20 protein-coding genes and 1 pseudogene are annotated in these 19,984 nt (G+C 47.7%); 8 read left to right on the top strand and 13 right to left on the bottom strand.

Annotated elements, in window-relative coordinates; genetic code table 11:
* Positions 1-1,041: 1,041 nt before the first annotated feature.
* Positions 1,042-1,572 (bottom strand): annotated as a pseudogene (locus AC6I77_RS21385) (DUF2778 domain-containing protein).
* A gap of 681 nt (positions 1,573-2,253) precedes the next feature.
* On the opposite strand from AC6I77_RS21385, the gene hemH reads away from it, so the two are divergent.
* Positions 2,254-3,225 (top strand): ferrochelatase, encoded by a 972-nt coding sequence (gene hemH / locus AC6I77_RS21380; RefSeq protein WP_110411858.1) that lies wholly within the window; start codon positions 2,254-2,256, stop codon positions 3,223-3,225.
* Between the two features lie 329 nt (positions 3,226-3,554).
* Here hemH and AC6I77_RS21375 read toward each other — a convergent pair whose 3' ends face one another.
* Positions 3,555-4,250 carry a cyclase family protein gene (locus AC6I77_RS21375; RefSeq protein WP_497817326.1) on the bottom strand — a complete coding sequence of 232 codons (696 nt, stop codon included), beginning with the start codon at positions 4,248-4,250 and terminating at the stop codon, positions 3,555-3,557.
* A 1-nt stretch (position 4,251) separates the two neighbouring features.
* Entirely contained in the window at positions 4,252-5,601 is a 1,350-nt protein-coding gene (locus AC6I77_RS21370; protein WP_039661342.1) for an MFS transporter, read from the bottom strand.
* 515 nt (positions 5,602-6,116) lie between these two features.
* Here AC6I77_RS21370 and AC6I77_RS21365 point away from each other — a divergent pair.
* Positions 6,117-7,187 (top strand): serine hydrolase domain-containing protein, encoded by a 1,071-nt coding sequence (locus tag AC6I77_RS21365; protein ID WP_497817325.1) that lies wholly within the window; start codon positions 6,117-6,119, stop codon positions 7,185-7,187.
* A gap of 234 nt (positions 7,188-7,421) precedes the next feature.
* Here the strand turns inward: AC6I77_RS21365 and AC6I77_RS21360 are convergent, their stop codons facing one another.
* The gene (locus AC6I77_RS21360; RefSeq protein WP_497817324.1) at positions 7,422-8,396 is read right to left on the bottom strand and encodes a nitrilase family protein; all 975 of its coding nucleotides are present in this window, start codon (positions 8,394-8,396) and stop codon (positions 7,422-7,424) included.
* A 100-nt stretch (positions 8,397-8,496) separates the two neighbouring features.
* Between AC6I77_RS21360 and AC6I77_RS21355 the strand changes: the two genes are divergently transcribed.
* Positions 8,497-9,375 carry a LysR family transcriptional regulator gene (locus tag AC6I77_RS21355; RefSeq protein WP_039661801.1) on the top strand — a complete coding sequence of 293 codons (879 nt, stop codon included), beginning with the start codon at positions 8,497-8,499 and terminating at the stop codon, positions 9,373-9,375.
* A gap of 464 nt (positions 9,376-9,839) precedes the next feature.
* Here AC6I77_RS21355 and AC6I77_RS21350 read toward each other — a convergent pair whose 3' ends face one another.
* The 3 genes from AC6I77_RS21350 to AC6I77_RS21340 all read right to left on the bottom strand — a co-directional run bounded on the left by AC6I77_RS21350 (position 9,840) and on the right by AC6I77_RS21340 (position 12,100).
* Positions 9,840-10,403, bottom strand: coding sequence for a TetR/AcrR family transcriptional regulator (locus AC6I77_RS21350; RefSeq protein WP_497817323.1), 564 nt, complete (start codon positions 10,401-10,403; stop codon positions 9,840-9,842).
* 248 nt (positions 10,404-10,651) lie between these two features.
* Entirely contained in the window at positions 10,652-11,353 is a 702-nt protein-coding gene (locus AC6I77_RS21345) for a glutathione S-transferase family protein (RefSeq protein WP_497817322.1), read from the bottom strand.
* 345 nt (positions 11,354-11,698) lie between these two features.
* Positions 11,699-12,100, bottom strand: coding sequence for a VOC family protein (locus tag AC6I77_RS21340; RefSeq protein ID WP_039661348.1), 402 nt, complete (start codon positions 12,098-12,100; stop codon positions 11,699-11,701).
* 306 nt (positions 12,101-12,406) lie between these two features.
* On the opposite strand from AC6I77_RS21340, the gene AC6I77_RS21335 reads away from it, so the two are divergent.
* Positions 12,407-12,874 (top strand): DUF1203 domain-containing protein, encoded by a 468-nt coding sequence (locus AC6I77_RS21335; RefSeq protein WP_008924794.1) that lies wholly within the window; start codon positions 12,407-12,409, stop codon positions 12,872-12,874.
* Between the two features lie 313 nt (positions 12,875-13,187).
* Here AC6I77_RS21335 and AC6I77_RS21330 read toward each other — a convergent pair whose 3' ends face one another.
* Positions 13,188-13,526 carry an ArsR/SmtB family transcription factor gene (locus AC6I77_RS21330; protein ID WP_003851702.1) on the bottom strand — a complete coding sequence of 113 codons (339 nt, stop codon included), beginning with the start codon at positions 13,524-13,526 and terminating at the stop codon, positions 13,188-13,190.
* A 52-nt stretch (positions 13,527-13,578) separates the two neighbouring features.
* Between AC6I77_RS21330 and AC6I77_RS21325 the strand changes: the two genes are divergently transcribed.
* Complete coding sequence (locus tag AC6I77_RS21325; protein ID WP_008924793.1) at positions 13,579-14,571, top strand: threonine ammonia-lyase; 993 nt, start codon at positions 13,579-13,581, stop codon at positions 14,569-14,571.
* A gap of 241 nt (positions 14,572-14,812) precedes the next feature.
* Positions 14,813-15,418 (top strand): hypothetical protein, encoded by a 606-nt coding sequence (locus AC6I77_RS21320; RefSeq protein WP_003851698.1) that lies wholly within the window; start codon positions 14,813-14,815, stop codon positions 15,416-15,418.
* Between the two features lie 228 nt (positions 15,419-15,646).
* On the opposite strand, the gene AC6I77_RS21315 is transcribed toward AC6I77_RS21320, so the two are convergent.
* Together AC6I77_RS21315 and AC6I77_RS21310 are read right to left on the bottom strand one after the other, a co-directional pair.
* The gene (locus AC6I77_RS21315; protein ID WP_008924792.1) at positions 15,647-16,060 is read right to left on the bottom strand and encodes a hypothetical protein; all 414 of its coding nucleotides are present in this window, start codon (positions 16,058-16,060) and stop codon (positions 15,647-15,649) included.
* Positions 16,044-16,244 carry a hypothetical protein gene (locus tag AC6I77_RS21310; protein ID WP_008924791.1) on the bottom strand — a complete coding sequence of 67 codons (201 nt, stop codon included), beginning with the start codon at positions 16,242-16,244 and terminating at the stop codon, positions 16,044-16,046. Before AC6I77_RS21310 ends, AC6I77_RS21315 begins: the two co-directional genes overlap by 17 nt.
* A gap of 382 nt (positions 16,245-16,626) precedes the next feature.
* Between AC6I77_RS21310 and AC6I77_RS21305 the strand changes: the two genes are divergently transcribed.
* Positions 16,627-17,064, top strand: coding sequence for a VOC family protein (locus AC6I77_RS21305; protein WP_497817321.1), 438 nt, complete (start codon positions 16,627-16,629; stop codon positions 17,062-17,064).
* A 160-nt stretch (positions 17,065-17,224) separates the two neighbouring features.
* Here AC6I77_RS21305 and AC6I77_RS21300 read toward each other — a convergent pair whose 3' ends face one another.
* Complete coding sequence (locus AC6I77_RS21300) at positions 17,225-17,845, bottom strand: protein phosphatase CheZ (RefSeq protein WP_052250676.1); 621 nt, start codon at positions 17,843-17,845, stop codon at positions 17,225-17,227.
* Positions 17,846-18,012: 167 nt separating this feature from the next.
* A complete protein-coding gene (locus AC6I77_RS21295; RefSeq protein ID WP_110411852.1) occupies positions 18,013-18,687 on the bottom strand; it encodes a hypothetical protein in 675 nt (224 codons plus the stop codon).
* Between the two features lie 212 nt (positions 18,688-18,899).
* Here AC6I77_RS21295 and AC6I77_RS21290 point away from each other — a divergent pair, with 212 nt between their 5' ends.
* Positions 18,900-19,211: a cupin domain-containing protein gene (locus AC6I77_RS21290; protein ID WP_497817320.1), complete on the top strand. Its 312-nt coding sequence runs from the start codon at positions 18,900-18,902 to the stop codon at positions 19,209-19,211.
* Between the two features lie 21 nt (positions 19,212-19,232).
* On the opposite strand, the gene AC6I77_RS21285 is transcribed toward AC6I77_RS21290, so the two are convergent.
* A complete protein-coding gene (locus tag AC6I77_RS21285) occupies positions 19,233-19,943 on the bottom strand; it encodes an alpha/beta hydrolase (protein ID WP_110411851.1) in 711 nt (236 codons plus the stop codon).
* Positions 19,944-19,984: the final 41 nt, after the last annotated feature.

Here is a 19,984-nt window from a genome sequence, read left to right as displayed (position 1 = left end):
TGAAAATTTAGCGCTGAAGGATAGCCTCTATAGCCAGGGCATGGCTAATTAACTGACGATCTTCTTTCGGCAACCCATCTGACGATAATCCTGCTGACAAATGTCCCCGGCCAGTAACCGGCATTTTATGCTGGGCACACCTGTGCTGCTGGCAATGTCGGTGTTACGAATAAGTTTATTGGAAATATCAGGTAGACCGGCATTATCGATTCGTGGCACTTCACACCACAGAGTCGGATAGACTCAGCCGGTAGCCCTGATCATGCAGGCAGATGAGGGATAACAGCGGGTTCACCCATCACTGCTGCGTCGGGTAGCGACAAGTTGCTGACTGTCGGGGCAACAAATCCAGGGGTATCTTTGGTGAGGGATATAGGAACAATACCCCGGCTGAATAACTTCCCTGCGAAAATGCGCACATACCGGCAGCTACCGATGCGATACTTCCGCCGCTGCTTATAACTACCCGCTCCCGGGGAAATCAGCGACAAAGAGCACCTAAGCAACAGGTTTCACGGCGGGACTGAGCGCTGATTTCAGGCATAGATTATGCAAAATCTGTGGGGTTCAGAGGCGGGCAGGGGGAGTTTAACAGGTTTAATACTTGTTTAGAGAAAGTGTGCTGCTCCGAAGGTCAGGGTTCGCTTTGAGCGATAAGCGGACGTGAAATAGTATCGATAGGGACGTTCTGCTATATCAAATATAACGATACGCTCGCGAACCCTTGTTGGTGTTGATTTTTCAGACAGAAGTGCAGGGCAATATAAACCCCAGGTTTTTAATGCAACCAGCCTATCCACGTTTTACTTTTTTAATTGCCATTTTTACTAACCAATACATGGCTAAAGCGTAAAAAGCGATAACGGTCACAAGGGAAAAGAACGTAACCGGATCCGTACCGGCTTCGTATACGTCATCCTGATAACTGCCGAAAATTTGATGAGAATGTTCAACGAGCCACGCCGTCAGCGGATAGAGTGGCATCCCGTAACGCGATACCATAAAGGCCGCAATAAAGCAGACGAAAAACCCGCTGCTTTTCTAGCGAATTTTGCTGTTTGCAAAATTACTTTCTCCCTGAACGTCAACGTAGCCGTATGCCATCAAGCTGTTTCGCGAACCCGGCTCGCGAATTGTTTTTCTCCGGAGCAGCGCCTGTCTTACCGTATAGAAATCAGTGCGCCGCACGAAGGTGATACACCCTTCACTTTCTCCGGAGCCGTCTGGCCGAAGAGGATGCAGGCGGAAACCGCCGCGGGCAACGCCATTGATGAAGATGGAAACACTCATCGTTTCCGAATTAAAGAGCGCAAACCATTCAGAATGATTTGAGTTGTTCCAGGTGTCGACGGCCTATCCTCTGATCCGGTTAGCGATACTGCCTTCAGGACGCGGAACAATCCAGTAGCGCCCGACCGGAATGGCACTGTTAGGCTTGTAAGTACAGTTTGGATCATTGGTATAAGGCTTTTGGCCGGAAAATACCGGGAAGGTACCCACGCCGTAAACGTGTAGCTTTGCTTCGCCGCCGCCCTTTGTCAGATCGTCGTAGGTCATTCTCTTTAACTGCATTAAACGCTCCCTGCAGGTTATAAGGCATGCCAGTGAACCGGGCAATGCTACCATTCATTCATAGAGAAGTTAACGGGCAGGCGGGCGCTTGACAGCCAGTGATCTTCTGCGAGCCAGACAGCATTATTTATCATAAGACTATTTGCCGCATCCCGTCATAGGCATTCGGCGCGATCCTTCAGCACAAATACGTATGTCCGCTTCTGGCACAAAGCAGAAGTGCGTCTTAGGCAAGGTCCGCTTTTCAGCAAGTCGCGGACGTTGCTAAAAGCGTTCTGTATGAATTAACAGGGAGCAGGTCAGTCGCCTACATCACTTTTACGCATAAAAAGATAAAGCCTGAGGCATGCATCTGCGCGAGCATCCAGATGCGGTTTTTCTCACCTCCTCCAGCCAACTAACCCCCACACGCCGACTTCGATAATGACGTCGCGTAGCCCCGCACCGGTTAAATCTGACGATAGAGAAAGTAATGTTTTTACTGATGATATGCCCTAAAATCATGATCGTTCAGTCAAAGCGATGGCTGCAATCAGTTGCATAGAATCATAAGCCGTGAAACCGTAAAGCTGCATTGCAAATATTTCTACAAAATGAGGTCAAATTGAGGCCTGAAGACAAGCAGCTACGGAGTGACTGGCATGAGTGAATTAGTGACAATGGCTTTGAGGGCCCCACTTAATGACGAATAAACAGGGTGTTTTGATTGTTAACCTTGGAACACCAAATGAACCAACGCCTGCTGCGGTTAAGAAATTTTTATCTAAATTTCTGCATGACTACAGAGTGGTCGACTTACCGAGAATCATTTGGTGCCCCATTCTACATGGCGTGATTATCCCATTACGTGCGAAGCGAGTGGCGAAATTATACTCTTCGATTTGGATGGAGGAAGGTTCCCCTCTCATGGTTTACAGCGTCAGGCAAGCCCGTGCGCTTGAAGAAGTGACAGGTTTGCCCGTCGAGCTGGGGATGAGTTATGGCGAGCCGGGTATAGGTAGTGCAATTGACAGGCTACTGGAAAAAGGCGTCGATAAAATTATCGTCATTCCTTTGTATCCCCAGTTTTCATCTTCGACCGTTTCTTCTGTTTGGGATAGCGTGAGCCGTCACCTGCAGACAATGAAGAACCGCTATACACCCTCCATAAATTTCATCAATGACTATGCCGATCTTCCTGCCTACATTGAAGCGTTAAAAGCATCCGTTCTGGCATCTTTCGAAGCTAACGGCATTCCAGATGCATTGTTGATTTCATATCATGGTATACCGGTAAGGTTTGTCAAAGAGGGGGATCAATACCAGGAAAGATGTGAGTTAACGACAAAGTTACTCATTGAAGCAATCAATATGCCGTCATTGAAAATATTGATGACGTTCCAGTCAAGATTCGGCAGAGAGCCATGGTTAACGCCTTATACTGATGAGACAATTAAAAATCTGCCGAATGAAGGAATAAAAAGCCTGCATGTAATCAGCCCGGGGTTCGCATCAGACTGTTTAGAAACGCTTGAGGAGCTTGATGAGCAGAACAGGGAGATTTTTATGCATGCGGGTGGTAAATCGTTTACTTACATACCGGCGCTTAATGATAAACCGATTCATATCGAGATGCTGCGACAACTTGTGAAGCTTAATCGGTTTCAGGCATGATTTCACATTCTTGTGAGCAGGATGTTGCAGGTGTCAACATTCATAGTGAAACCAGAAGTGGGCCCTCCCGGACATGTATTTGATACGTGCCGGGACGGCCTTATAGGGGCCGCCTGGAAAACCCGCTACGCCAGCTGCAAGCAACTGTCTTATACGTGGGTATGAGTCGAAGATTATTCGAGGGCAGGTCAGCTATAAGCGAGGAGCGGACATTGCTAAAAGCGTTCTGTATGAATCAGCGGGGAGCAGGTTAAACATCGCCTGCTCCCCGTTAATTAATCCTGAGCTTCGTTAAAATTGCGTCCTGTTCAGGCAAACACCCGCGTCATTTACTCTACTAGCGCCACTGCCCGGATTGGCGAAGCCGATGCACCTTTAATCCTGAGCGGAAATGCCATGAAAATAAATTCGGAAGGCAAGGCTTGAAGATTAGCCAGATTCTCAATGATCAGGCAATCAGAGCCGAGAACGGCAAGGTGAGCCGGGTATGCTTCATTATTATATCTGTCCAGCGACATGGCATCTGTACCGAAAACAGTAACGCCTTTTTCAATCAGATAATCTGCTCCTTCGCCTGATAAGCCTGGCCAGTTTTGCAAAAATGGCGCATGGTTTGGACGACAGCTCCACTTCTCATCATAACCCGTTCGAAATATCACAATATCTTCTGCAATGATTCTTCCTTTATCAGCTTCCCAGGACTGGATCATTTCTACAGTGATGTCACTGTTCTCTGCCAGATGCGACATATCCAGGCAGCGACCCCGTCCGGTGAGCTGGCGCACGTCAATCTGCTCTATAGTTTTTCCACCTTCAATGAAATGAACAGGCGCATCCACATGAGTACCGCAATGATCGCCGAGGCTAAGTTGACAGTTATAATTGCCATCACCAGCAATGTAGTCTTCGGCACGGCTGCAGAAGAATTTTCCATGGGTTGGCCAGACTGGCATGAACTCTTTATAGAGATGGTTTAACTCAATGAGTTTATGGTGACGTAATAAAGTGATCAGATCGCTGGTCATATCAGGCCTTTTTCAACGTTACTGTTTCTTTAATGAACCAAAGTGGAACACATGAGATAAGTAATACCGCGACAATAACCAAATAGTGCACGGTGAAACCGTAGTTGTGAATAATCCAACCACTAATGGGTGCGACCAGAATACCAGCGATGCCAACTGCGAGGCCGATCATCAATCCCATGCTGGACGCTGCAGCACGAGGAGATGAGTCGATAAGTAAAGCATAAGCCACAGGGTAAGGTGAGTTGCGGAACAGGCCCCAAAAGATAAGAATGGCCCAGCCAAGTGTTGCGGAATGGATGAACATGCAAAGCGCCGCTGCCAGAATCCAGCCCGTAATAATGATGCCCAGAGAGCGTTTACGCCCTTTCAAATCCGAGAAGCTGCCCCACAAAATCTGCCCAATCCAGCCAGTCAATCCGGATGCACCAGAGATGATTGCTGCGGTCGAGAGGTCGAGTCCAACTTCACGCGTCAGTTGCAGCGTCAGAAAGTTAGCTATCCCCATCTCTGCCCATGTAAAACCAAAAATCAGCAGAATACTCAATTGGCAGTTGCGGTTTTTCAGGCAAGATGCGGCATTAGCCCATACCGAACTCTTTTCAATGGTGTTCTGCAATGATTCCGTAACGGGCGGGGTCAGCTTGTTATCAACAATCCAGTCATTAACCCTCTGATGATTTTTACGTGTACCAACGATTAACTGTGCCACTAAAATAACTAAGCCAATCAGTGGAATAAACAGAAATGCTTCACGCCAGGTCGCAAAAGCCAGAATGGCTGCGATCAGGATAGGACCAATAAATTGTCCTAGCGGAAATCCGGTATGATGTACTCCAATAGCAAATCCACGGTTCTCTTTCTGCCACCACTCCCCGAGCAGAGCAACGTTTATCGGTTCCGACCCCCCGGTTCCCATGCCCATTGTGACACGCAGCACCTGAAACGCTCCCAGCGTCTTACAAAAGGCAGTCGCCACACCTGAGATAATTTCCACAAGCACCGTTACGCACCAGCTGTAACAGCGCTTATGCCCGGCACCTAACCAGTCTGAGAACAAACCGAAAACCACAGCGCCAGCTAAGGTTCCAACAAAGCTAAGTGAGTTGAGCCAACCTGCCTGAACTTCGGTCAGGTTAAATGACTGCATTATTGCCGGAAGCAGAGTAGGAAGAATAATCCTGTCAATTGAGTTCATCAGGATCGCAAGAGTCGTAATGACCAGCATCCACCAGGAGAGAGGATGCGCTTTAGGGAGAAAACGATATAGCCCGGTGCGCGGAGCGTGTTCACCGTCAGTCCAGGTCTCTTTTGGCGACTTTTTCGTCTGTTCAGATGTGGAAGTTGTCATATCTGGTGCCTTAGAAAAATATTTATTGTCAGCAGCCCTACTGATGCCGCTGGCGAGCCCAGCCCCTATTTGTAGTTATTATTGTTATGTTTAAGGAAACAATAGATCAAAATTTAAACACCTTGGTAACATAGCTATTGCGGCTACTACCATACAAGTAGCTTGCAGTTGATACTTGACCTTGATCACGGTTAATCAATGATTAAATAAAAAAACCATTAAAGAGATCACATAACTGGACTGATTTGTCGGGTGATTTATAACCAGGCAGGCTGTTCAGGTATTAAATTGAGTTTAAAGCAGTAAAATCCGAGTGTCCGCTTCTGGCACAAAGCGGACTAAATGCTGCCAGGTCCGCTAAGAGCGAGAAGCGGACATTTGTTTTATACTGATAACATCAAGTGATTGTAATATGTTACGATAATAATCGGGTGTAAATATGTATAATTAGTTATTTTGAATATTGATTCACAGTTGGCATTTTTACTTATCGGTTAATAAAAGGATTTTATAATATGAATTTACAGCTAAATGAGAAGCTGGGTGTTTTATTAAATGAAGTTTGTGATGATGAACCGGGTGTCGTTCTCATGGCCAGATTTGATGACGGCAATGAGTATTATCTGGGGCGCGGTAAGGCTGATGTAGAAAAAGGTATTGATGTTAGTAAAAAAACGGTGTTTAACATCGCCTCACTTTCAAAGCAATTCACTGCTTTTTGTATTCACTTATTAGAAAGCGAAGGTCGAATTTCTTTAAATGATACTATAAAAAAATTCATACCGGAACTTCCTGACTATGCCAGCCTTATAAAAATCGACAATCTAATTCACCATAAAAGTGGATTAAAAGATTATATCGACATAGCGGAAGAAAGAGGTATTTCACTATCTGGAAGCTTGTCTCCAACAGAAAGTTTGAAAGACGTCTGCGATTGCAGTAAGCCAGATTTTATCGCAGGGCATAAATTCGCTTACTCCAATACGAACTATTTTCTCCTTTCGATTATAATTGAAAGAGTTACAGGCAGAAAAATATCACAATTTGCGCGTGATATGATTTTCACACCCCTCAATATGAATGATACGTTTTATAACGAATCGTACCCTATCGAAATAGAAACAGCTAAAGGATATAGCCCTTCTGAGTTGACAGGATGTTATGAACATAATGAAAGTTTATGGACACAAACTGGCGATGGGGCTGTTTACTCTACACCAGAAGATTTGATGAAATGGGGTGGGAATTTCTCAACTGTTAAATCAGGAAATAGCAAGATAATAGACATGATTTCTGATCCTTTCAATGAACTGATAGCTGATGTTAATTGTAGGGTTGCGAGTTATCAGGCTTATGGGTCTGGTTTATTTGTTCAGCATGATTTTAAAGAAAAAAGCCTGTTGCACTCAGGAAGTTGGATAGGCTACGCTTCATTTTTCGTTAGACATGTTAATTCAAAGTTAACAGTAGTTGTGCTTTCAAATAGAGATGATTTTAACGCTGGGAAAGCCGCTTATCATGCATCAGAATTGCTACTCAATATAGACCTGAATGACTATGATTCTCAAAGTGACTTTGGATATTAATTAACTATTTCTGAACACCATCATAACGTCCGCTTCTGGCACAAAACGGACAGTGTGACTCTTGCAAAGGTCCACTATGAGCAAGAAGCGGAAGTACGCAGTTGTTCTGCAACAGATAAAAATTTTGTTAATGTCGCCGCCTGTTCATTAATCGGGAGCAGGTCAAAAAATGTCCACTTGACCTGCTCCAGGAACAAAACGCCGCAGTCAGATGCGATTCTGTGTGGGTTCCTTTTAAGGTATCTCATCCGAAAATCGTGCGTTGATCGCATCACGTTCATAGCCCTGTGGTTGGGTCAGTATCTGGTATAGATCAGGACGTCGCCCGTGGATCCAGCGACGCCCGGTACTCATGGCAAGCAGGCTTAAATCCAGTTCAGCGCTAACCATTAAATCTTCAGCAGCCCAGGTTTCATTAATGACTCTGCCATAAGGATCAAGGATCATGGCATTGCCTGTGCGGACCTCGTCGTCATCTGCGCCGACACCGTTACTAAAGATAAGAAATAACCCGTTGTCGTGCGCACGGGCAGGAAGCCAGCGCATCAGCCATTCCCGACCGCTTGCCCCTTTGAATGCAGCAGTAATCTCTTCCTTTCGGGTTTCCCGCTCCGCCCAGAGTGTTAGCGGAATGGGTTTCATCGCATGAGGGCTGCGGGAATCGGTACCGCCTGTCTGATGTGGCGCGAGAAGAATATCTGCACCCAGCAATGCCGTAGCACGCACGTTTTCCACGAGATTATTGTCCCAGCAAATCAGGATCCCTGCCTTTACTCCCCAGGGAGTATCAAAAACGGTAAACCTGTCACCGCTGCTGATAGCCGGATGCTCAAAGGCATGAAGTTTACGGTGCGTCTGCATTGAACCGTCCGGCATACAGGCAACGTATGCATTATAAAGGCGGCCATCTTCAGCTTGCTCAATTAGCCCGGCACCAATAATCATTTGATGTTTTAGCGCCAGAGTGCGAATTAATTTCAGGGAGGTACTGGTTGCAATCTGTTCTGCAAGCGCATGAACCTCCGCGGTGGTGAGTTTTGGTACATGCCAGTAGCCGGTGATGCACATTTCCGGAAACGCGAGGATCTTCACCTGCTGAACAGCCGCCTGCTCAATAAATTTCTCCATTATCAGAAGATTATATCTTTTGTCATTTGCCTGATGCTGAAACTGTACGGTTGCAACTTTTAAAGACTTAAGCTCGTGCATGATGTTTCTCCAGTTGTTGTTGAAACTGGATTACATAACAGTTTCCAATAACTGTATAATCAAAATATTTCCATTTTCGATAACCTTCTGGAATGAAAAAGTGAATATCCGATTGCTTCAGGCCTTTTCGATACTGGCTGAAAAAGGAAATTATGCCGACGCTGCACGGGAACTTTGTATTTCACAACCCGCTTTGACCAAACAGATCAATCTTCTTGAGTCAATGGTGAAGGTGTCACTTTTTTCACGGGGCCGTCATGGCGCAACACTGACCGCCGGGGGCAAACGTCTGTTGCCAGAGGCTAAAAAAGTGCTCAGGCAAACCCAGTTATTTATGCAGCAGGCAGGGCGGGTATCAGCTGGTATTGAGGGGCATATAGACGTAGGGTTTGGCCTTTCAAGCTTCTATCTGGCACCACGCTGTATTGCTGAATTTCGCAAAGAGTATCCGGGAATTGAGATGTCATTGACGGATCTTCCCTCCTTCCTGCAATACGAACTTCTGCAAAAAGATGAGCTTCAGGTAGGCTTTGTCAGGGTACCGCCACCGATAGCGCTTGATTACCTGCCATTATTTACCGATCGGCTGGTTCTGATTGCACCCGCAACACCGTTGTTATCATCGTCTGCTGCTGACTGGCTAAAAAAATTCCCTTTGTTACGTCTTCATACTGAACGAGGCCAGGGTTTAAATATGCAGATTGATCGTTTCCTGCATGATAACGGCCTTTTTATATCATCCACCCAGCTGGCTGATGATATACAAACTATTGTCGCGTTGGTGATCGCGGGTGCGGGTGTTGCCATTCTCCCTTATAGCGTTGTTCATATCGCCCCACCGGAACGGACTATTATTCCGCTAACAGGTAAGTCAGTAAGCTGGGAAATGGGTGTCGCCTGGAACGGAGATAGGGAGGATGTCACGCGGGATAATTTTATTGCCAGTATAAGAAAGAGTATTGCGGCAGAAAATAAGTGAGCGGTCTGACATTTTCTCTCGGCCTGACGCTGGGCAATGCTAATAATGGGCTGCAGGGAAAGACTGATACGCATTTTATTATGTCCGCTTCTGCCACAAAGCGGACATGCGCGCTAGCACTCTGTCTGCTGTGAGACTGGAATTTAATGGGTCACAAACGCTATTCTTAAAGAAGTTTGGATGTCGCTATGAAACGAAGAACGCAAATTGACTCCCTGTGCCAGGTGGATCGTTTTCCGGTTTAGCTTAACAGGCGCGGGGTCAGATAATACGTAAGCGTTCTTCTGAAGAGCCCACATTGCGTATCAGCATAGATGGCATAGATAGTGGGCTCATCGTTACGAACCGTTTGCAAAAGTGATGCATTCCTGAGTGTAAAAGCACATGCACGATCGGGCGCCGCTTCGCATTGAGGGCGCATGCGGCAAAGCTGCCCGTTCATGGAACCGCATTGCTGGCAGTTGCTAAGCCGGCAGAGGTCCGAACGCGCGGTATGAGTCGACCAGTGCATCGTAAAGCGAGATATCTGAGCGACTTCTGGCAAAAAGCTGGGCACCAACAATAGCTGCGAAAATTGCGCGTGCTCTGGATTCACTCTCATTTGATTCGCACACCTCCGCAGCCAGCAGAAGCTTGTTTAGCCACGCAATATTGACATCAGCAAAGGTCTGGATTTCTTTGGTCAATTCAACAGGTAAATTATCTTTTTCAGCGCCCATGAAACTGCCCAGACAGAGACGATTGTCGGCCTCAAGCGATCTTCGGAAGATTTCAGGAAAGCGATGCAGAGCGTCAAGCGGAGAGGGACTTTCTGATTCGATCATCTCAAGTGCAAGCGCGCCATCCTCCCAATATCGTCTGGCAACGGCAACACCCAGCTCGGCTTTGCTTGGGAAATGGTAGTAAATACTCGCCGCTTTGATACCAACCTCTTGCGCGAGGTCGCGGAAATTCAAACCATTGTAGCCCTGAGATTGGGCAATTTTCCTGGCCGCCAACAAAATGGCTTCCTTTGAGTTCGTGCTCATCCTGGTGCCTCCCGACCTGGTAGGATCTTTTAAAGTGGTAAGCTTATTTTATAGCAAACCCCTAACGGTTGACAGGTAGATTATCAGTTAGCGCAATGAGTTCACTCCTTCCAGAGGGTTCATGCAGATGTCGTTCCATCATAATCGGGCAAGCGGCATCGACAAATGACGCTATCAGGCACAAGGCGGTGACCGGGAAAGTCAGGGAATGGCGATCCCGGCGTACCGGAGTGTTGATTGAGAAGCGCTTACTGGGCTGGCGAATCCAGCTCAGGAATGCCGCTGTTGCGATCAGAGTAGGCCGCCTGGAAAGCGGGACGTTTTGTCCAGCGCTGCCAGTACGCATCTAAGAACTCAAAACGCTCGTCCAGTGGAGTGGCATTGACCGGGAATTTCGAGAAGGCGATCGCGGTTGCCAGCGTTATGTCCGAAAAGGTCGGTTCATTGCCGCCAAGCAGCCATTCGCGGCCGTCTGAAAGGTGGCGATTGACCAGTGCGGCGTGAGCCAAAGCTTCCTTACGGCAGTGTTCGCCCCACGCCTCATTTTTGGTCAGTTCCAGCTTAAAGCCGAGACCGGTGTGCAACACGTGAAACGCAGTAACGATGCGATACAGAATATGCACCCACACCCGGTTATCCCACATGTTATCCAGACCCTGTTCCAGTGCTGTCTCCCCCATGATTCTGCGACCAGGATAAACCTGGTCCAGATAACGGACGATGGCAGCCGTTTCGGAAATGTAACTACCATCTGTCAGTTGAAGGGTGGGCGTTTCGCCCCACGGGTTCATATTCAGGTGACGCCAGCCACGCTGTTCTCCTACAGGAGACATGTCATAGATGGTCTCATTAAATTGGTCAGCGATGCCCTTTTCGTGCAGGAACAGGCGTAGACGCTGAGGGTTCGGAAAAGCTGAAGGCGAGGTGAAAAGGTTAAGTTTAGCAGTCATGGTCAATCCTTTAAGTGAGTGGCTGGGATACCTAACTAACGCTAGGTAAACAAACCTTAGCGGGCAACCTGACGTACGTCAATACCTATCTAACATTTGTTAGGTAAATCGTTTTGTGTGTCTTTCCGGTTGATACGATATCTCACCGCGTGCATCGCTGAAGGCAGGGAATAGGATGAGTCCAGAGGGTAGGGCGAATACCAAGACTGGTAAGGTCTGATACATACAGGTGTAAGGGTGCAATGCAATTTCGCGATTGCTGTCGGCAGTTCAGGGTCCGCTAAGAGCGAAAAGCGGACCTGGGATTGAGGCCGATTACGCATTAGTAACCGGACTCCAGAAGAGTTAACTTTGCTTGTTCTGGTAAAGATCCCAGCTGTTGCCGTAGATGTCTTCAAACACAACGACCATCCCGTACTCCTCCTCTCGCGGCTCCTGGCAGAAATGGACGCCTTTCGCCTTCATAGCGTTATAGTCGCGCCAGAAGTCGTCAGTCTGCAGGAACAGGAATACCCGTCCGCCGCATTGGTTGCCGATAAAGCCTTCCTGCCGTTCGTTTGAAGCACGGGCCAGGAGAAGATTACAGTCGCTTTCCGGATTCGGCGTCACAACGACCCAGCGCTTACCCGGCTGCGGCGTGTCTTCTACCAGCGTAAAGCCCAGCTTGTCGGTGTAGTACTCAATCGCGCGGTCATAGTCGTCGACCACGATGGCCACATAACCCATGCATCTTTTTTGCGTTCTCATTTCTGCTCCATCAGGTTTCAGACACAGCTGTCTTGAAACAACTTTTTAACACAGCCGAACGCTACTAGTTGCATTGATAAGTCCAAAATAATAACGTCCGCTTCTGGCACAGAGCGGACTTCCTGTGCCTTGAAATGATTCGCGGTTAACTTAATGTCGTGTAGAGGCTTCATGAAAAGCACAGGTCTCAGTAACCTGAGACCAACCCGTGGCCCGCCTTACATCAGCTATTTCCCTGTCCGAAAACAGCGAGCAGCAAATGAAAATAAAGAGGTAATGTCTTTCTGACAACAACGGGAGGCAGATATGGGTTTTAAAATTTCAGGGCTTAATGCTGAACCCTTTATTCATCTTTTTAAGCAGGACGAAGACTACTTAAAACGTCACGGCGCTTTAAGAATAAAGGTAGACAGCCATCCCGGTTATCCTGACAGAATTTCACTGCGAGATATTCCTGTCGGTGAAACAGCGATTTTGCTCAATCATACTTATCAGCCAGCCTACACTCCTTACCACGGCTCCCATGCAATTTACCTGTGGGAGGGATGTAATGATCAAGGTATATACATCAATAAAATACCAGAATCGATAGTTGCCAGGCTCCTTTCATTAAGGGCCTTCGGTGAAAACCATCTGATGTTACAGGCAGATATCTGTGAAGGTGCGGATACGGAAATGCTGCTGAAGCTTTTTTTCGACGACCCGTCAGTGAGCTATATCCATATTCATAACGCAAAACAAGGATGTTACGCCTGTCTTGCCGAGCGTTTATAGATAAGCCTGCAATCCGGACTCTTGAGGGAAAAGTAAAATGAAGATTACTGACGTTGTAAAACCTGCCCAGAAGTCCGCTTCTGACACGAGGTGGACGGAATCAGATGAACGTCAGCTAAGAGCGAAAAGCGCACCCTGACCTGCAGGATGGTTATCAGCCAGTGTAGTTTCTGAAGTTTAAACTGCACATAAGATGACGGCAGATAACGATGATTCGATATGTCCCTCTGAAAGGCAGGAGTACTATAAACGAAGTATACCTACTTACCGGTTTTGCTCGCTTCGTTATGGACATTCTGCCCGATTGTGGCTGTTAATTTGGACCCGTCTTAAGCTTCCCATATCCTGACAGCATTACGGTTGCTTCATCCATCCGCTGACGGTCGAGTTTATAGAACACCCAGTTCTTGATACGTTTCGAGGTCACTATTCCGGCCTTGGCCAGGATCTGAAGATGGCCTGTCACGGTAGGCTGACTGAGACCAATCTTTTCGGTGATAAACCCGACACACACCCCATCCTCGACCAGATCGCCATCCTGCTGTTCCGGAAAATATGACCTGGGATCGGAAAGCCACTCCACCACCACGAGCCGGTGCTCATTGCCGAGAGCGCGGAAAAGGTCTGCCATTGATGTTTCAGGATTGTTCATATAGCCAACCTCCTATATAGTTATTTTCCTATATAAACTCTGAGGTCATATTATGACAAACCACACCCAAAGACCAATGGACAGTGTCACGCTGAAGGCGATTTATGCTGCTTCCGCGCGCATCAAAACAACGGTTTGCAGAACCCCGCTGCAGCTTTCGCAGGCGCTGTCTTCTCTTGCAGGAGCAGAGGTCAGGCTCAAGATGGAGAGTCTTCAGCATACGGGTAGCTTTAAACTGAGGGGGGCTGCAAACGTCATTGCCAGTCTTAATGCAGACCAGCGCATTGCCGGCGTCATTGCCCCGACGGCGGGAAATCATGGACTGGGGCTTGCCTGCGCGGGTCACGCAGCAGGTGTACCGGTGTCCATATTTCTGCCCTATTCAGCAGACCCGATTAAGGTCTCAGCAATGAAAAGCTATGGTGCTCAGGTTACGTTCTTTGAAAATATTGAAGAGGCGAGACAGGCCGCGATTGTGGCTGCGCAGGAGTCCGGCGCGACGTTTGTCTCCGCCTACGATAATGAGCAGATGATAGCCGGAGCCGGCACCGTCGGTCTGGAAATAATGGAAGACTGGGCAGACGCTGACGTCATTCTCGTAAATATTGGCGGCGGCGGGCTGGCGTCAGGTATTGCGACGGCCGTCAAAGCTATCAACCCTGCAGCCGAAGTGTGGGCAATTCAAAGTGAAGCCAGCCCGACTTTTGCACACTGGAAAGAGGCTGGCCGAACGATCCCGGTTGAATTATCCCCGTCAATCGCCGAAGGCATCAGTGGCTATATTGAGCCTGAAGCAATAACCTGGCCCCTTGTACGCGACCGCGTTGATCGTGTTCTTATTGTTTCAGAAGCCGGGATCAAAGCAGCGATGCTGTTAATGCTGAATCAGCACAGCCATGTTATTGAACCTTCGGGAGCACCTGCAATTGCGGCAGTCCTTCGTTATGCAAAAGAACTGAGTGGACGTAAGGTCGTCTGCGTGGTTAGCGGCAGAAATATATCGGGTTACCGTTATCTGAAATTAATGAATGAGGCCACACTCTGACGACACGCAGCAAAGGTGCAGGCAGGAAACAGAATAGCACGCAGCCGGTGTGAGAGTGAGAATTGATAAAATATCACGCCCCCTTCTTTACTTAGATCGATATGCGAACTTGCCCTAAAAAGCGAGGTCTGCCCCGATTATGTTACTCTGTGCAGAAGACCGGGCCTCATCTGAACGCAGTCTGTCAAAATAATTACATTGTCCGTACCTTCTCTCCGAAGCTAAATAAAATGAGAATAATATGAATAAAAGCAGTCTTAAAACCTTTCACCTGTTACGTATTCTGATGCTGACGTGCGTACCCATGTTTTTACTGGGTTGTGCCAGTGCATTATGCCCTTTTGGCAGCTTTGAAGGCACGGTTCCGGACTTTAAAAATAGTTACTGGAGATCCACTGAAAAACATCCGGCTAAGTCTGATGAACAAGTCCAGGAAGAATGCACTCATGCTGCCGACGCTGAGGAGCAACGCCTTTCGCAGGTCTATCTGCAGTTGTGTAAAACCGGCCAGTTAACCGCCGAAAATCAACGATTTGCACAGAAATTACTGGTCAATCCACTCTATTCTGGCTTGAAATCAGCAAAAGCCGTACCACAGGATAAGTCCGTTAATACAGTTGAAGCCCAGCTGAGACGGTCGATTTCTGGGAGCGATAACGCTAAGTATTTCAAAGAAAATTGTGGCTATTACATTGAAAAAAACGCAGCCGAACGGACCAGCACCCTGCTGGGTTTACAGGCAGGGGATTACAAAAAGGAGGTTTTTAAACAGTGCATGGCAGAAAATCATATGGCGCTCATTGTTCCACAGACTGAATTCAGCCGGTGCAAGTCGATAGGATGGTAAACAACCCAGGCCTGACCTCTACTTCAGGTGAACAGGTAAAATGATGACATTGGCCATTTACGCTCCTTACCCCAGACAAACAGTGCTATGCAGGCAGATATAAAATTAAATGCGGGCTTTGCTATAGAATGCATGAGCCCGGAACAACATTAAATATGCTGAACAGCGTTCATGCCAGGCGGCGCGTTCGCCGTTTACCTTCGGTCTGCACTATCTGATGTATACGCATCATTCCCAGTAAACCAGGTAAGCAAGTGCAGCAGCTGAACAGAAAGCATAGGGGCTTAAAAGCAAAATATCCGAATAAGACGCCTCACATATCCTGATAACAGGCCATGCCAGTATAAACAGCCACATGAAGAGCACAGAGTACACAATACAAAAGCTCCCCTTCAGGGCGGCATCAGGATAAAATCGCTTCGAAATCATCGCTAATGGCATGCCGATTATCATTGTTCCCATCGTGGTCCCAATAATACTCATCGTAACGATGAAAAAATAAATAAATATGAGGCCCATTACCGGTGCACTGTCTTTCCCCAGGGAAAGATAGATTAAAACCAGTAATGAACCCACGAGACTACTAAATGTTGCTGATATCACAGATATCCTAATCCAGTTATCGTCAATAATGTTCGCCATAACTCTCTCTTTGTCTGAGCAGCTTTATTGATGCACCGTACCCGCTAAAATTTTCGGCACGAGGCTTGACTGCAAAACAGGCTTCAGGCACAGCATCCTCATGACGACCTGCGACGGGCATCCTGACAATAAGGACATAACGCCGCCAGTCAGTTTTTTTGGAGCAGGCCAGCATGATTGTCATCCCTTTTCCTGGTGAGTTTTATTCTACGAGCCTTTTGCATGTGCCATAAAAATTTTTAAGCATAACTATCTAATTCGAGTAAGGCGACAACATCTGCTTATGGCACAAAGCAGACCTACGTACTGCAAGGTCCGCTATGAGCAAAAAACGAAAGATCGCAGGACCTCTCTGATTGATAAAAACTTGCAACGCAGTCCCGTAATTTTCCTCAGGGATTAATAAATATGCATAGCTCTCACGCTGGATAATCAGAAATATTTCAGTCAGGTCAGCCTTAACTATATGTTTTAATGAGTAAACTAACTTCGCACTTATCGTGAAGTACTACAGCAGAGATTTCAGATAGTTTGGTGCTTAATTTTTAAACTCAGCAGGTAACTTCATGATAAGAAGAGTGGATCACGTCGGTTTTTCAGTTAAAAACATTGATGAGTCATTATTCTTCTGGACTCATATTCTCGGAGGGGAGTTATTACGCGAAGGGAAAATGTCTGGGCCCATCATTGATGAAGTTACAGGCGCAAGGGGGGCTGATGTACGAATGGCGTTGCTTGAGCTGGCTGGCATCAAAATTGAATTACTCCAATACGATAACATTAAACAGCCAGCAGAACCCTCAGCACCCTACATCCCCGGCTATGCTCACCTTGCGTTTATAGTTGAGGAGCTGGATACGCTCTTGCGCAAAGTATCGGAGTATGGCTGGAAAACACCAGGTAAACCTCAGACAGTCTTATCAGGTCCCATGCAGGGAACCAGAGTAATTTATTTACAAAGCCCCGATGGACAGACGCTGGAGTTGATGGAGCACGGTCAATGAAGTCCACCTGGCATAGCCCGTTATCGGCTTATTTGAAACATTGATCTTTGCAATGTCCGCTTCTGGCACAATACGGGCTCACATCAGGACCGGCGGGTTGCCCTGGCGCAAACCCTCTTCTTATTAAGTGTGAGTGTTCGCCAGGCCTCTTTCTGTCGGCCTACATTCCCAGACTGGCCAGCAGGTCATCCACATCATCCTGACTGGCAGGCGTTTCTGATGCGGAAGCGGGTTTAGAAGGCGCATTACGTTCGGCGCTGCTATGTGAGCCTGCGTTATCACGGATGACCTGTATCAGTTGCTGCTCCGCCTGGTTCAGCACGGCCATCATCGCCTGCACAATTTGTCCTGTGAGATCCTGGAACCCCTGCGACATCATTATCGCGTGCAGTTGCTGTTGTGTCAGACCCGTGACACGAGGGACGTCATTCAGCAAGGCAACGGTATCTGTAGCTAATGCCTGGGTCTGTTCTTTGTCTGACAGCGTCCCGGAAGTGGCATCCCAGCGTTGTGTGAGTTTCTCCGCTTTTTCTCCCAGCTCAGTTTGCAGCGGCTGCGTGATTTCCACGCTGTTGATTACGCCCTCTGCTGCTTCGCGGGTCATTGTGACGACATAACCCAGCCTTTCACGGGCGTTCGGAATGCTTCCCGCCACATCGGCAATGGTTTTATCAAGCCCCAGCTGTTGCAGACTGTCGCGAAGCTGCCGCAGGATGTGGCCAGCACGCGCCGTAATTTCGCCAATTTCCTGATGCTTACTATAAATGTCGGATGGTGACATGGATGTTGTTTCCTGCGTACAGAGTGTCGATACCTGAGGTTATCGGCAGCTCTCGGCAGATTTTTAAATTTCCCAGGAATTTTTCCTCAGGTAAAAAGTGACATGATGACAATGAGGCGGCATTGGCTGAACGTCATCAGGCTGGTGGAAGCGAGAAATAACCCTGATTAAATCGTCAATGGGTAACATATCGTCCAGTTATAGTTGACCCTCGCCAATTTTAAATCCCCGGTAACATCGCCAAAATTAACGGCCTGGCGTTCAAAAATATACTGACGCAGAGAGGTGGGTAGAAAATCGGCGCCGTAGCGCAGAAGGGTGCTGTGCCAGAAAGGGGCGGGTAATGGGCTGCCACTGTGACGCAGCTGCAATTCATTCTTCCATTGAGAATTCAAAACGCTTTCGCAGAAGGACTGGCGCATAGCGATTGCAGTACTGTCAGGGATTCCCGCCAGCAACAACTGGCTGGGCAACGCAACCAAGCGAAGGTCTCGTATAACGATTCGCTTTGCATCAAATCCAGTCCAGATCTTCGTCAATTCTGCCACTTTTCCTGGCAGTGGCTCGTTTTCGTTCATGAACGGCAGAGTCAGGGGCAGGAAGGTAAAATGGAAACCCTCCGGGGGAAGAACATCAGCAAGTGGGTCATCTTTTGTGAGCTGCTGCAATTCACCAATAAGACGCGAGGCATCCAGAGAAACAGGGGGCTGTATACCCGAGGCAAGAGCCAGCCTGACGGGATCGTAATAGTTTCCCTGTTTAATATCCCCAACTCCTGCATTTTTCGCCCAGATGGCGGTGGTGTTTTCGTTTGTTGAACGATAGAGGTTTTGCAGACTCATCGATGACAGACCTTTTGGAATTAGAATGAATACAGGCTTTACCCTGCTATTTCTGCCCGGTATTTTACGCTATTCAATTAATTATTTAGTGTTCACCTGCCCTTAAACAGACAACGATGGGACAGATCAGGACAACATAAAGCGGACGCATAGAATCCATCCACTCTCTCTGATATTGATGACGCTAAAGCACGTCTGTTGAGGGAGAAAAGATGAATTTTTTTAGCAGTAAAGAATTTACTGGCTCAAGAGCATGGGACTCACTGCATATTGCCAGCATTGATAATGTCAGTGTGAAACTTCACTGGACCGATCAGCCTTACAAGTGGCACATCAACGACGGACAGGAAGTTTTTGCTGTCATGGATGGATGTGTTGAAATGCAATATAAGGAACAGGGCGAAGTTAAAAGCCGTGTTCTCAACGCCGGTGATATCTTTTACGCCAGTGAAGGAACCGAGCATATCGCGCGCCCACAGGGCATCGCACGCGTGCTGGTTATTGAAAAAGAGGGCTCGGTTTAATCAGAGTGTTTCTTTATCGGGTCAGGCCTGATAATCCGTGACGAAACGGGATATCTCCTCTCCCAGACTGAGCAGAAATGATTCGCGTGAAGGATGGGTATCTATTATGTGCGGCGGCAGCGTGTTCATAAAAGTAAAATGGCCCGCATCCTTAACCACGTAAACATCAATTACCGTTTCTGATTCTGATTGCATAAACAGCGCTTGCGACGGCGGTGTCAGAGTGTCCTTTTCGCCTGTCCAGATCTTCACCGGCACATTGAGGGATGCGAGTGCCGAGGGGGCTTTAAAAAAGTCCGCCGCAGGCGCTAACAGGAACAGTTGATTTAAAACCTGACTGCCTGCAAACGTCACCTTCTCTCCGGCTCGGGTCCACGCCTCCGCGCCGACTTGCATCAACAGAATCACGGCGCCGAGGGAGTGCCCGACACCGGCAATCGATTCATAATCATGACCAAAATTATCCAGAGCGAGGGCAAGCCTCTGGCTACGATCCAGCAGGTCAATCTTTGAGGGTGTGGGTGAGGTCAACCGATCAAAATGCGGTGCGACCACCGCAATACCATTCCGGTTAAAGGTCTGCAAGAGCGCCAGATGACGCAATGGACTTCCTCCAGCACCGGCTGCGAAAAGGATGCATTGCCTGGCCTCTTTCGCTCTTAATAGCGTGACCTCAAAATCCTTAACGGCATGCCGGATGACAGCGGTTTCCACCTTCTCGCTATAAATCATAAAGCCGACTCCCTGCTGAAACATGAGTCCCGTGATACTAA

The sequence above is a fragment of the Pantoea sp. X-Soil-ISGK-259 genome, assembly GCF_059730705.1.
Note: the sequence above shows the minus strand (reverse complement) of the source record. Positions and strands in the feature narration are given on the sequence as shown.

Excerpts from the sequence above, each read along its gene's own strand:
- AC6I77_RS21365 (WP_497817325.1), top strand. The coding sequence starts at position 6,117 with ATGAATTTACAGCTAAATGAGAAGCTGGGTGTTTTATTAAATGAAGTT.
- AC6I77_RS21290 (WP_497817320.1), top strand. The coding sequence starts at position 18,900 with ATGAATTTTTTTAGCAGTAAAGAATTTACTGGCTCAAGAGCATGGGAC.
- AC6I77_RS21310 (WP_008924791.1), bottom strand. The coding sequence starts at position 16,244 with ATGACAATCATGCTGGCCTGCTCCAAAAAAACTGACTGGCGGCGTTAT.
- AC6I77_RS21300 (WP_052250676.1), bottom strand. The coding sequence starts at position 17,845 with ATGTCACCATCCGACATTTATAGTAAGCATCAGGAAATTGGCGAAATT.
- AC6I77_RS21295 (WP_110411852.1), bottom strand. The coding sequence starts at position 18,687 with ATGAGTCTGCAAAACCTCTATCGTTCAACAAACGAAAACACCACCGCC.
- AC6I77_RS21360 (WP_497817324.1), bottom strand. The coding sequence starts at position 8,396 with ATGCACGAGCTTAAGTCTTTAAAAGTTGCAACCGTACAGTTTCAGCAT.
- AC6I77_RS21320 (WP_003851698.1), top strand. The coding sequence starts at position 14,813 with ATGAATAAAAGCAGTCTTAAAACCTTTCACCTGTTACGTATTCTGATG.
- AC6I77_RS21325 (WP_008924793.1), top strand. The coding sequence starts at position 13,579 with ATGACAAACCACACCCAAAGACCAATGGACAGTGTCACGCTGAAGGCG.
- AC6I77_RS21350 (WP_497817323.1), bottom strand. The coding sequence starts at position 10,403 with ATGAGCACGAACTCAAAGGAAGCCATTTTGTTGGCGGCCAGGAAAATT.
- AC6I77_RS21315 (WP_008924792.1), bottom strand. The coding sequence starts at position 16,060 with ATGGCGAACATTATTGACGATAACTGGATTAGGATATCTGTGATATCA.
- AC6I77_RS21370 (WP_039661342.1), bottom strand. The coding sequence starts at position 5,601 with ATGACAACTTCCACATCTGAACAGACGAAAAAGTCGCCAAAAGAGACC.
- hemH (WP_110411858.1), top strand. The coding sequence starts at position 2,254 with ATGACGAATAAACAGGGTGTTTTGATTGTTAACCTTGGAACACCAAAT.
- AC6I77_RS21335 (WP_008924794.1), top strand. The coding sequence starts at position 12,407 with ATGGGTTTTAAAATTTCAGGGCTTAATGCTGAACCCTTTATTCATCTT.
- AC6I77_RS21345 (WP_497817322.1), bottom strand. The coding sequence starts at position 11,353 with ATGACTGCTAAACTTAACCTTTTCACCTCGCCTTCAGCTTTTCCGAAC.
- AC6I77_RS21330 (WP_003851702.1), bottom strand. The coding sequence starts at position 13,526 with ATGAACAATCCTGAAACATCAATGGCAGACCTTTTCCGCGCTCTCGGC.
- AC6I77_RS21340 (WP_039661348.1), bottom strand. The coding sequence starts at position 12,100 with ATGAGAACGCAAAAAAGATGCATGGGTTATGTGGCCATCGTGGTCGAC.
- AC6I77_RS21285 (WP_110411851.1), bottom strand. The coding sequence starts at position 19,943 with ATGATTTATAGCGAGAAGGTGGAAACCGCTGTCATCCGGCATGCCGTT.
- AC6I77_RS21375 (WP_497817326.1), bottom strand. The coding sequence starts at position 4,250 with ATGACCAGCGATCTGATCACTTTATTACGTCACCATAAACTCATTGAG.
- AC6I77_RS21305 (WP_497817321.1), top strand. The coding sequence starts at position 16,627 with ATGATAAGAAGAGTGGATCACGTCGGTTTTTCAGTTAAAAACATTGAT.